10 protein-coding genes are annotated in these 11686 nt (G+C 69.9%); 3 read left to right on the top strand and 7 right to left on the bottom strand.

The genetic code is table 11. From position 1 onward, the window contains the following. Positions 1–85: 85 nt before the first annotated feature. Positions 86–1438, bottom strand: a complete 1353-nt coding sequence (locus ACWEF6_RS36670; protein WP_449687153.1) for a dicarboxylate/amino acid:cation symporter — start codon at positions 1436–1438, stop codon at positions 86–88. Between the two features lie 100 nt (positions 1439–1538). Further along, positions 1539–2168: a Maf family protein gene (locus ACWEF6_RS36665; RefSeq protein WP_449687152.1), complete on the bottom strand. Its 630-nt coding sequence runs from the start codon at positions 2166–2168 to the stop codon at positions 1539–1541. Positions 2169–2287: 119 nt separating this feature from the next. Here ACWEF6_RS36665 and ACWEF6_RS36660 point away from each other — a divergent pair, with 119 nt between their 5' ends. Then, on the top strand, positions 2288–4132 hold the full coding sequence (locus ACWEF6_RS36660; protein WP_449687151.1) for a glycoside hydrolase family 3 protein: 1845 nt from the start codon (positions 2288–2290) through the stop codon (positions 4130–4132). A 70-nt stretch (positions 4133–4202) separates the two neighbouring features. Here ACWEF6_RS36660 and ACWEF6_RS36655 read toward each other — a convergent pair whose 3' ends face one another. The 3 genes from ACWEF6_RS36655 to ACWEF6_RS36645 form a co-directional block, all read right to left on the bottom strand. Continuing rightward, positions 4203–5810: a DHA2 family efflux MFS transporter permease subunit gene (locus tag ACWEF6_RS36655; RefSeq protein ID WP_449687150.1), complete on the bottom strand. Its 1608-nt coding sequence runs from the start codon at positions 5808–5810 to the stop codon at positions 4203–4205. Next, the gene (locus ACWEF6_RS36650; protein ID WP_449687154.1) at positions 5791–6417 is read right to left on the bottom strand and encodes a PadR family transcriptional regulator; all 627 of its coding nucleotides are present in this window, start codon (positions 6415–6417) and stop codon (positions 5791–5793) included. Before ACWEF6_RS36650 ends, ACWEF6_RS36655 begins: the two co-directional genes overlap by 20 nt. Positions 6418–6555: 138 nt before the next feature. Next, a complete protein-coding gene (locus tag ACWEF6_RS36645) occupies positions 6556–8130 on the bottom strand; it encodes a TROVE domain-containing protein (RefSeq protein WP_449687149.1) in 1575 nt (524 codons plus the stop codon). A gap of 324 nt (positions 8131–8454) precedes the next feature. Between ACWEF6_RS36645 and ACWEF6_RS36640 the strand changes: the two genes are divergently transcribed. Beyond that, on the top strand, positions 8455–9345 hold the full coding sequence (locus ACWEF6_RS36640) for an LLM class flavin-dependent oxidoreductase (protein ID WP_449687148.1): 891 nt from the start codon (positions 8455–8457) through the stop codon (positions 9343–9345). Between the two features lie 4 nt (positions 9346–9349). After that, positions 9350–9808 carry a MarR family winged helix-turn-helix transcriptional regulator gene (locus tag ACWEF6_RS36635; RefSeq protein ID WP_449687147.1) on the top strand — a complete coding sequence of 153 codons (459 nt, stop codon included), beginning with the start codon at positions 9350–9352 and terminating at the stop codon, positions 9806–9808. Here the strand turns inward: ACWEF6_RS36635 and ACWEF6_RS36630 are convergent. Then, on the bottom strand, positions 9799–10023 hold the full coding sequence (locus ACWEF6_RS36630) for an acyl-CoA carboxylase subunit epsilon (protein WP_449687146.1): 225 nt from the start codon (positions 10021–10023) through the stop codon (positions 9799–9801). The genes ACWEF6_RS36635 and ACWEF6_RS36630 overlap by 10 nt on opposite strands. Next, positions 10020–11657, bottom strand: coding sequence for an acyl-CoA carboxylase subunit beta (locus ACWEF6_RS36625; RefSeq protein WP_449687145.1), 1638 nt, complete (start codon positions 11655–11657; stop codon positions 10020–10022). Before ACWEF6_RS36625 ends, ACWEF6_RS36630 begins: the two co-directional genes overlap by 4 nt. Positions 11658–11686 lie beyond the last annotated feature (29 nt).

Below are 11686 nucleotides of genomic sequence, written 5' to 3'. Positions count from 1 at the left end.
TATTTGTGGTGTTCGGTGGTTCCCCCCCCCCCCCCGCCACATTGGGTGCGTTGGACGCAACCAACGCCACATTGGGGCGCTTGGGTCAGGCGGGGGCGGGCTCGGTGTGGCGTGCGGCCGAGCCGTCGTCGCTGTGCTCGGGACGGTCGGTCGGGGCGTTGAGGACCTCGTCGTCGAGGAGGCCTTCGCTGCGCGCCACGATCGTCGGGACCACGATCTGGCCGGCCACGTTCGTCGCCGTGCGCATCATGTCCATGATCGGGTTGACCGAGTAGATCAGGGCCAGGCCCAGCGCGACCTGCTTGGCGTCGAGGCCGATGAACGACGTCGTCAGCGTGAACGCCGTCAGCCAGCCGGTGGTCCCGGCCGTCGCCAGCGCGCCGACCACGGCCACCACGACGATGCCGGCGTACTGCCAGAAGTTCAGCGACACCCCGGCCAGGTTGGCGACGAAGATCGCCGCGATCGCCGGGAACACCGCCGCGCAGCCGTCCATCTTGGTCGCGCTGCCGAGCGGGGTCGCGAAGGCCGCGTACGCCGGCTGGACGCCGAGGTTGACCGCGGACTGGCGGGTCAGCGGCAGCGTCGCGGCCGAAGACTGCGAAGCGAACGCGAACTGGATCGCCGTGCCCGCCTTGGAGAAGAACTTCAGCGGGCTGACCTTCGCCACGAACTGCAGCAGGATCGGGTAGACGACGAACAGCACGAGCAGGCAGCCGACGTACACCGCGAGCGTGGTGGAGAACAGCGGCCGGAACAGCGCGTCGCCGTAGTTCGACACCGCCGCGCCGATCAGGCCGATGATGCCGATCGGGGCGAGCCGGACGATCCAGCCGAGGTAGCGCTGGATGATCTCGAAGACGCTGGTCGTGAAGTCCACGAACGGCTTCGCCTTGTCCCCGAGGCTGTAGGCGGCGGCACCGATGACCAGGGCGAGGAACAGCACCTGCAGGGTCTCGCCGTCGGCAAACGCTTTCACGAAGTTCTCGGGCAGCAGCCCGTTCACGAAAGCGCTCCACGAGCCCCAGTGGTCGACGCTCTGCGCCGCCTTGTCGGCGTTCTTGGCCGTCGCCTCGACACCGCCGAGCCCGCCGGAGCCGGGATTGAAGATCCGGCCGACCGCGATGCCGATCAGCGACGCGATGAACGACGTGATCGCGAACCACAGCACCGTCTTGCCGCCGAGGCGCGCGGCGGTGCGGCCGCCACCGAGCTTGCGGAGACTGTTGATGCCGACCACGATCGCCGTGAAGACCAGCGGGATCACCGCGATCTGCAGCAGCGTGGTGAAGATGGTGCCGATCTGGTCGAGGAGATCGGTCAGCCAGCCGGCCTCGGTCTGCCGCGCGACGACGCCCAGCAGGGCGCCGACGACGAGCGAGCCGAGGACCGCGGCCGCGAACACCCGCGGCTTGGTGTATGTCCGTACGAAAGACACGGGGCGACTCCGGTGCTCGAAAGTTTCCAGTCTTGCCGGGTGAAGAGAACGTTAGGCAAGAAAGGACTCTTCCGGATCACCCGAAGGTGTGGTGCCTTTCTCAGGATGCGGGAGGCTGCCAGAGATCCACGACACTCACGCCGACCTCGGCCAGCAGCCGGCGCGTCAGCGGCAGGCTGATCCCGATCACGCTCGTGTGGCCGCCTTCGAGCCCTTCGACGAACCAGCCGCCCCGGCCGTCGATCGTGAAGCCGCCGGCCACGTTGAGCGGCTCGCCGCTGGCGACGTAGGCGTCGATCTCGTGCTCGCTCGGCGTGCCGAACCGGACGGTGGTCGATTCCCAGCCCGCGGCCTCCTTCGCGCGCGTCCCGCCGTCGAGCCGGACGACCGCGTGCCCGGTGAGGAGTTCACCGGATGTTCCCGCCATCGCGGCCCAGCGGGTGCGGGCGACGTCCGGCGCGCCGGGCTTGCCGACCATCTGCCCGTGGATCGAAAGCATCGAATCGCAGGCGACGACGACGGCGTCCGGGTGCGCCGCGGCGACCTGGTCGATGACCGCCTCGGCCTTGGCCGTCGCGAGGGCCTGGACCAGCTCGGACGGGGACGGATCGGTCAGCGAGGCGGCGACCGCGTCCTCGTCGACGCCGGAGACGAACACGGCGGGATCGAGGCCCGCGGAGCGCAGGAGGGCGAGGCGGGCGGGGGACTGGGAGGCGAGGACGAACTGCACGTCTGAAACTTACTTGACCAGGCGGTCGTGACCGAATTGTGACCGGCGTCACGTCACTGGGGAGTTAATTTGTTTTGGCTCGCAACTTATGGATCGACGGAACGTCACGGAGGGAACACATGCCGCTCCTCCGCACCACGAGATCTTTGCGACCCCTTGCGCTGGCCGGTCTCCTCCTCGCGGGCACGGCTCTCGTCCCGATGGCTTCCGCCTCCGTGACACCGCTCTACAAGGACTCCCGCGCCTCGGTGGCCGACCGCGTCACGGACCTGATGGCGCGGATGACGCTCGACGACAAGGTCGGGCAGATGACCGAGGGCGAGCGCGGGGCCGCGACCCCCGCCCAGTCCGCCGCCGCCCGGCTCGGGTCCATCCTCTCCGGCGGCGGTTCGACGCCGTCGCCGAACACCCCGGCCGGGTGGGCGGACATGGTCGACGCCTACCAGCGGGCGGCGACGTCCACCGGCCTCGGCATCCCGATCGTCTACGGCTCCGACACCGTGCACGGCCACAACAACGCCGCCGGCGCCACGATCTTCCCGCACAACATCGGCCTCGGTGCCGCGAACGACCCGCAGCTGGTCAAGCAGATCGGCGCGATCACCGCGCAGGAATCCGCCGCCACCGGCGTCAAGTGGGGCTTCGCGCCGTGCCTGTGCGTCGCCCGCGACGACCGCTGGGGCCGCACGTACGAGTCCTTCGGCGAGGTTCCCGACAACGCCGTCGCGAACTCCGTCGTCATCGAAGGCCTGCAGGGTTCTTCGCTCGGCAACACGACGTCGATCATGGCCACCGCCAAGCACTTCATCGGCGACGGCGGCACCACCGGCGGCGTCGACCAGGGCAACACCCAGATCAGCCTCGACGAGCTGCGGAAGATCCACCTGCCGCCGTTCCAGGCCGCGATCGCCCACGGCGTCGGCTCGGTGATGATCAGCTTCAACAGCTGGAACGGCGTCAAGGACCACGGCAACAAGTTCCTCGTCACCGACCTGCTCAAGACGGAGCTGGGCTTCTCCGGGTACGTGATCTCCGACTGGAACGGCATCGACCAGATCGACGGCCGGACCGGGTTCACCGCGGCCGAGGTCAGCCAGGCCGTCAACGCCGGGATCGACATGGTCATGGTCCCGAACGACTACCTGAAGTTCATCAGCACGCTCAAGGCGGAAGTCCTCAACGGGCACGTCCCGATGTCCCGCATCGACGACGCCAACCGGCGGATCCTCACGAAGAAGTTCGAACTGGGCCTCTTCGAGCGCCCGTACACCGACCGCTCGCTGCAGGCGGACTTCGGCAGCGCGGCCCACCACGCCGTGGCGCGGCAGGCGGCACGCGAGTCGCAGGTGCTGCTGAAGAACGACGGTGTGCTGCCGCTGGCCAAGCAGGACAACCGGATCTTCGTGGCCGGCAAGAACGCCAACGACCTGGGGAACCAAGCGGGCGGCTGGACGCTGAGCTGGCAGGGCCAGAGCGGCACCCGGGTGATCCCGGGCACGACGATCCTCGACGGCATCAAGGCCGGTGCCGGGAAAGGCACGGTGGTGACCTATGACCGTGCGGGTAGCGGAATCAACTCCGGTTACAAGGTCGCGGTCGCCGTGGTGGGCGAAACGCCGTACGCCGAAGGGCAGGGAGACCGGCCCGGCGGCCTCGGCCTCGACGCCGAAGACGTCGCGCTCATCGGCAAGCTGAAGGCCTCGGGCGTCCCGCTGGTCGTGGTGACCGTGTCCGGGCGGCCGCTGGACATCGCGGCGCAGCTGCCGTCGATGAAGGGCCTGGTGGCGGCCTGGCTGCCGGGCTCGGAAGGCGCCGGCGTCGCGGACGTGCTCTACGGCGACTACAACCCGACCGGGAAGCTGAGCTTCACCTGGCCGGCGAGCTCGTCGCAGGAACCGATCAACACCGGTGACGGCAAGCAGGGCCTGTTCCCGTACGGGTCCGGCCTGTCGTACCGCCGCTAGCCACCGCTCCCGCGGTCCGTGCAGGCCCCCGCTCCGGCACCCGACACCGGAACGGGGGTCTGCACGGTTCCTACGCCGCGGCCGCTTCGGGTACCGGGGTTTCCCAGCGCGGCTTGACCCGCTGCAGCACCGCCGCGGAGAGCACGCCGAGCAGCAGCACACCCATCGGCAGCAGCATCGTCACGCGGGCGGCGTCGGTAAGTCCACTGTGGACCGCCTCGGTCGCCAGCTTCCCCGCCTGCGCGGCGATCTCCGCGGGCAGCCCCGGCATCGGCGACGGACCGCCGGCCGAACCGAACTCCCCGGTGCTCGCCGCCGCGTGCGCGATCCCCTCGGCGAACGGCGCCCGGTACTGCTCCGGCAGCTGCGCGGCCGCCTTGGTGGCCTCGTCCGCGATGGACGCGCTGATCCGCGCCTGCAGCAGCACGCCGATCGCCGCGCTGCCGAGCACGCCGCCGACCTGGCGGGCGGTGTTGAAGATGCCGGACGCGGTTCCGGCCAGCCGCGGCTCGACCGAGCCCATCGTCAGGTTGCTCATCGGCGAGAAGATGCAGCCGATGCCGAGCCCGCACACCAGCAGCGCCGGCACGAACGACCACGGGTTGCTGTCCGGCGTCGCCTGCAGCGCGATGACGCCGAGCCCGGCCGCGAGCGCCGCCAGGCCGAACATCACCAGGTACTTGCCGTTCACCTTGTCCGACGCGCGCCCGACGAACGGCGCGATGATCCCGGACAGCAGCGACATCGGCGCGGTGAGCAGGCCGCCCATGGTCGGGGTCAGCCCGAGCACCGACTGGATGTAAATGACCAGCGGCAGGAACATGCCGGTCATCGCGAAGCCGACGGTGGTCGCGGTGAGCGTCCCGGCCGAGAAGTTCCGGTTCGAGAACACCTGCAGCGGCAGCAGCGGCTCCCGCTTGTTGAACCGCTGCCACACCAGGAAGGCGATGAGCAGCACGACGCCGGCGCCGATGATCTCGAAGACCGTGATGCCGCCGAAGACCGTGCCCCAGTCGTACTGCTGCCCGTTCTGGACGCCGAACACGATGCACAGCAGCGCCGCGCTCGAGAGCACGATCCCCAGCACGTCGAACGAGTGCGCGTGCTTCGGCTGCCAGTCCGGCACCAGCAGCACGGTGAGCACGACGGCGATCGCGCCGATCGGCACGTTGACGAAGAAGATCCACTCCCAGCCGAGGTGGTCGACCAGCACGCCGCCGAGCAGCGGGCCGGCGATCGTCGCCAGCCCGGCGACGCCGCCCCACATGCCCATCGCCGGGCCGCGCTTGGCCGGCGGGAACAGGTGCGTGATGAACGCCAGCGTCTGCGGCGTCATCAGCGCGGCACCGAGCCCCTGCACGGCCCGCGCGGCGATCAGCATCTCGACGTTGCCGGACAGGCCGCACCACAGCGACGCGCCGGTGAACACGATCAGCCCGGCGAGGAACACGCGCTTCGGGCCGAACCGGTCACCGAGCCGGCTGGTGAACAGCATCGGCACGGCGTAGGTGAGCAGGTAGACGCTGATCACCCAGACGATCGAGTTCAGCCCGGCGCCCAGCTTGTTGAGCATGGTCGGGATCGCGATCGACACGATGGTCGTGTCGAGCAGGATCATGAAGAAGCCGAGGCACAGCGCGCCGAGCGCGGCCCACGGGTTAGCTTGTCTTGCGTTCATCGTCGTCTTCCCTGGTGATGAGCGTGAGCTTGGGTGGTTGGTGATCCTGGAACGAGATCCGCCCGGAGCGCAGGTCCTCGGCGAGGCGTTCGGTCCACTCGAGTTCGAACAGCCGGTGGTCGCACTGGTAGCGCCAGTCGAGCCAGTAGATCTCCGGCACCTGGTTGTCGGTGAGCCGCTGCTGCACGGCCCGGTCGGAGGCCACCGCGGCACGCAGCCGCATGAGCCGGGTTTCGAGCTCGGCGAGCGACGCTTCGCGCCCCAGTTCGTCGATCACGGCGAGCCCGGACAGGTAGGCGGGGAACTCCGTGGCCACGTCCCCCAGGAGTTCGCGGCCGCGCTGGTTGAACTCGTCGAGCCCGGTCTGCGTCATGCCGTAGACGGTCCGTTCGGGCCGCCTGCCGTCGCGCTGGGTGTCGACGACCTCGATGAAACCGCTGCGGTGCAGCCGTTCCACGGTGTGGTAGAGCGAACCCGCCTTCACGTTGACCCGGGTGTCGACGTACCGCTCGCGCATGAGCGTGGCCATCTCGTACGGGTGCATCGGCCCCTCATGGAGCAGCTCCAATACGGCGATGCCGAGCGGTGTCAGCTTGGCCGAGGCCATGACGTGGTCCCTCCCCATCGGTTATTCCACGTGGACTATACGACGTGGGGTAGCGAGCGGTCCACGGTCATTCCTGTGACGGTCCGTACACACCGTGAAGGCCCCCATGACGACGGCATGGGGCCTTCACGCTGCTTCTCAGAACGGCCAGTCGGCTCTGCGGCCTCGTTCGAGCAGCGGGATCATCCGGAAGCCCTGGTCGGTCAGGCCGCCGAAGGTGTGCCGCCGCCCGCCGCCGGACGGCGCGTGGCCGGCCTGGTAACCGGCGAGGTTCCAGGTGTACAGCGGCACGTGCGCGGGCAGCGCCTGCCCGACGTCGCCGTACGCGGCCTGCTCGTCGGTGAGGATCACGACGCGGTCGTGGTTCGCGAAGTGCTTGTGCACCGCGCCCACCGTGTCGGTGCCTGCGCCGATGAAGTACCCGCCGGCCTTCCAGCGTCCGACGTCACCCAGCAGCGACCCGCCCCGGCTCAGCTTGAACACCTTGGTGCCCTGGCGGTGGTCCCAGGAGCCGTCGGAGAACGAGACGACGTCGGCCTTCGCGCAGCGCCGCGCGAGCGCCAGGCCGAAGACCGCGGCCGCGTCCCACCGCATGAGGCTGCCGTCCTTGCTGAACCGGTCGTTCATCGACGCCGACGTGTCGACGAGGACGAGCGTCCGGCCACCCAGCTCGGGCACGTTGGCCAGCGCGTGCGCGATCGCCCGCTCGAGCGCCCACGCCCACCGCGGCGACGGCGCCGCCCGGTAGGCCGCGAGGAACCGCATCGGCAGCTGCCGCGACTTCGCGACCTGCACCGGGCTCGCGAGCCGCTTGGCCACCCGCTGCGCGACATCGTCCGAGACGCCCGCCTCGTCGAAGTTGCGGAGGTTCCGGAGGAGAGCCGTGTAGCCCATCGACGGGATCAGCGCCTCCCAGACGCGCGCGTCCAGCGGACCCTGCAGCCACCCGGCGACGGACTCCCACGTCATGCCCGCGGCGCGGAGCACGTCCGCCGCGTCCGGCCGGTCGAAGAGCTTCCGGCGATCGGCGACGGCCCAGCTCATGAGCTCGGCGCGGGCGCGGAGGGTGGTGAGGGCGTCCGGGATCGCGTTGCCGCGGTCGTGCCGCTCGTCGAGGATGTGCTTGAACAGCGCACCCCCGCCGGCCGGGTGGGTCAGCTCGAGGACGTCGGCGAACCGGAACGCGCGCGCCGCGGAGTCCCACTTGACGAACGCCCGCTCGTCGTAGAGCTTCGCCGCGGCATCGGCAACACCGCGCTTGACCGGCTTCGGAAGGGCGCGGCCGTGCACGGACGTCCAGTAGGCGAGCAGCTCACCGGGCTCGTCGGCCCGCTGCAGCACGTCGGCGACGACCTGGCGGCCGAGCCCGTCGAGGCCGGCGTCCCGCCGCGCCTTGGCGAACTCGGCGGCCCCGACGAGCGACGCCGTCCGCAGGTGCGCGCCGGTGCGCAACCAGCGCAGGAACCGGGCTGTCCACTGTGGATCATCCAGTGTGGACTTCCGGACCAGCTCGGCGTACCGGGTGTCGCGCGCGCCCGCGGACTCGTAGAAGGCGTGCTCGCCGACCATGTTGGTGACGGCGAGCAGGAAGAGTTCGGACTTGGTGTCGCGCGCATACCCGGCACCACCCTGGTGCGTGACGGTGGACGGCGTGGCCTCGCCGCGGACCGGAGAGGTCGCGGCGGGCGCGCGTGCGGTGTTGAACTTGCTCATTTCTCCCCCTGGTGCGGGGGCCACGGCGATGCCCGAGATCGAAGTCGGTGAAGGTACGTAGCTGCTCTAGGCCGCTGAGCTACCGGACCGGGTGGTGGTCCGGGAGGGATTCGAACCCCCGACCTGCCCATTAAGAGTGGAAGTAACCCTCGCCTGCGCACCGGGCATCGGTGTCGCCGTGGCTCCCTCGTGCAGCGAGGTAGCAAGCGATCGGCGGCGGGACGACCGGTTTTCCGGCCGGGTCCCGGACCGGCCGGAAATCAACTAGTTCGTACTAAGAACTATGTACGCTATGTTCGTAGTACGAACTAACTGGGAGGAATCATGACGCACTTCGGCATCGGCGTGTCCACCGCGGTCACCGCCGTCCGCGGCACCCTCGAACTGGCCGTCCAAGCCGACCGGGGCGGGCTCGACCTCATCACCGTCTCCGATCACCCGTACCACGCCGATCGGCTCGATGCGTACGCCGAACTCGGCGTCCTGCTGGGGAAGACCGAGCGGATCTCCGGGCTGGTCAGCGTCACCAACCTGCCGACGCGGCCGGCGGCGATGCTCGCCCGCACCATCACGAGCCTGTCCGCGTTGACCGGCGGGCGGATCGTGCTCGGCATGGGGGTCGGCGGGTTGTGGGACGACATCGCGCGGCTCGGCTTCACCAAACTGACGCCCGGGCAGGCCGTCCGCGCCTTCGAAGAGGGCATCCGGCTGATGAAGCTGCTCGGCGGGGGTGGTGCGCCGGTCACCTTCGACGGCGAGTTCCACCAGGTCACCGATCTGGAACCGGCCGCCGAAGCGATGCCGCCGGTGTGGACCGGGTCCGTCGGGCCGAAGTCCCTCGCCGTCACCGGGCGGGTGGCCGACGGGTGGATGCCCGGGCACGCCGCCGACTGGCTCAGCGAGCGGTACCGGACCTCGCGGCCGCTGATCGACAAGGCCGCCGTGGACGCCGGGCGGGATCCCGGCGAGGTCGTCACCGTCTACGACTTCCCCGGGCGCATCACGGCCGAACCGCTGGCCAGGACCCGCACCGACGACGGACGCTGGATCGGCGGCTCGCCCGCCCAGTGGATCGAGGAGCTCACCGGCGCGGTGCTGGAGCACGGCGCCGCCGGGTTCGTGCTCTTCGGGCCCGGCGGCAGCACACCGGACGCCGTCGCCGCCGCGCGGTGGGCCGAGGAGATCGTGCCCGCGGTGCGGGAAGCCGTAGGCTGATCGGATGGGGAAGAGCGGGGCGGACCTCGGGGTGGTGGCCGGGCTCGTGCGGGCGTCGTTCCTGGTGAACGCGGTCTACGCCGAGTCCGCCCGCGAGTACGGGCTCACCGTGCAGCAGGGGCAGCTGCTCTGCGTGCTGATGGGCCGCCCGTACGGCATGGGCGACCTGGGCGCCACGCTCGGCCTCGAAAAGTCCAGCCTCACCGGCCTGGTCGACCGGGCGGTCAAGCGCGGGCTCGTCCGCCGCGAACCCGACCCGGACGATCGCCGGGCCGTCCAGGTCCTCCTGACCGCCGAAGGCAGCGAGCTCGCGGAGGACTTCTACGCGGCGACGTGCCGCCGGGTCGACGAGCTGGCCGCGGGCCTGAGTACCCCGGACCGCGACCGGCTCGCGGCGTTGCTGGGAACGATCGTGCGGGACAACGAAGCCCCGACGGTCTTCCTCGACGCCCTTCAGCCCTGAGGCAGACCCGAAGCGCGCCAAGCACCTTCGCCGGGGTGGAGCGGCCGGCGCAGCGAAGCAGCGCGATCGCCCCACCACGACGTACGCGGCTTCGGCTTCTCCGGCGCCTTCGCCACCGACGCCGCGGCGATGATCGCCGTCAGCGCCGCCAGCTCGGCGTCGGTCGGGTTTCCGCGTACCACCCTCAGCAGGGGGCGCTGCTTTTCCTCGCTCACAGCGGGATGTTCCCGTGCTTCTTGGGCGGCAGCGATTCCCGCTTGTTCCGCAGCAGGGACAACGCCCGCGCGACGTGGCCGCGCGTGTGCGCCGGCACGATCACCGAGTCGACGTACCCGCGCTCGGCCGCCGCGTACGGGTTCAGCAGCGTGTCCTCGTACTCCTGGATCAGCTCGGCGCGCAGGGCGTCGACGTCCTGTCCTTCGGCAGCCGCCTTCGCGAGGGTCTTGCGGTGGACGATGTTCGCCGCGCCCTGGGCGCCCATCACCGCGACCTGCGCGGTCGGCCAGGCCAGGTTGATGTCGGCGCCGAGGTGCTTGGAGCCCATGACGTCGTACGCGCCGCCGTACGCCTTGCGCGTGATGATCGTGACCAGCGGGACCGTGGCCTCCGCGTAGGCGTAGATCAGCTTCGCGCCGCGGCGGATGATGCCGTTCCACTCCTGGTCGGTGCCCGGGAGGAAGCCCGGGACGTCGACGAAGGTGAGCACCGGGATGTTGAACGCGTCGCAGGTGCGGACGAATCGCGCGGCCTTCTCGGACGCGTCGATGTCGAGGCAGCCGGCGAACTGCGTCGGCTGGTTGGCCACGACGCCGACGCTGTGGCCGTCGACGCGGCCGAAGCCGACGATGATGTTCGGCGCGAACAGCTCGTGGACCTCGAGGAAGTCGCCGTCGTCGACGACGCGGGTGATCACCTCGTGCATGTCGTACGGGGTGTTCGGCGAGTCCGGGATGATCGTGTCGAGCTCGCGGTCGGCGTCGGTGACGTCGTCGAAGAACCCGGGCCGGTCGGCGGGCGGCTCGAACACCGGCGCGTCCGACAGGTTGTTCTGCGGCAGGTAGGAGAGCAGTTCCTTGACGTAGGCGATGGCGTCCTCGTCGTCGGAACCGAGGTAGTGCGCGACGCCGGACTTCGTGTTGTGGGTGCGGCCGCCGCCGAGCTCCTCGAAGGTGACGTCCTCGCCGGTGACCGTCTTGACGACGTCCGGGCCGGTGATGAACATCTGCGACGTCTCGTCGACCATCACGATGAAGTCGGTGAGCGCGGGGGAGTAGACGTGCCCGCCCGCGTTCGCGCCCATGATCAGCGAGATCTGCGGGATGACGCCGGACGCCTTGACGTTCCGGTTGAAGATCTCGCCGTACAGGCCGAGCGAGACGACACCCTCCTGGATGCGCGCGCCGCCGCCTTCGTTGATGCCGATGATCGGCCGGCCGGTCTTGATCGCCAGGTCCATCACCTTGACGATCTTCTCGCCGTAGACCTCGCCGAGGCTGCCGCCGAAGACGGTCACGTCCTGGCTGAAGACGCAGACCGGGCGGCCGTCGACGGTGCCGTAGCCGGTCACGACGCCGTCGCCGTACGGGCGGTTCTTCTCCTGGCCGAAGTTGGTCGAGCGGTGCCGGGCCAGCTCGTCGAGCTCGACGAAGGAGTTCTCGTCGAGCAGCAGCTCGATGCGTTCGCGAGCGGTCTTCTTGCCCTTGGCGTGCTGTTTCTCCACCGCGCGGGCCGAGCCCGCGTGCACCGCCTCGTCGTACCGGCGGTACAGGTCGGCCAGCTTGCCGGCCGTGGTGTGGATGTCCGGTTCGTCCTCGGGCGGCGTCCCGAGCGGCTCCGTCGCACTGCTCATGCCACGGGAGCTTAACTACTTGTCGGTCA

The sequence above is a fragment of the Amycolatopsis sp. NPDC004772 genome (assembly GCF_053601215.1).
Note: the sequence above shows the minus strand (reverse complement) of the source record. Positions and strands in the feature narration are given on the sequence as shown.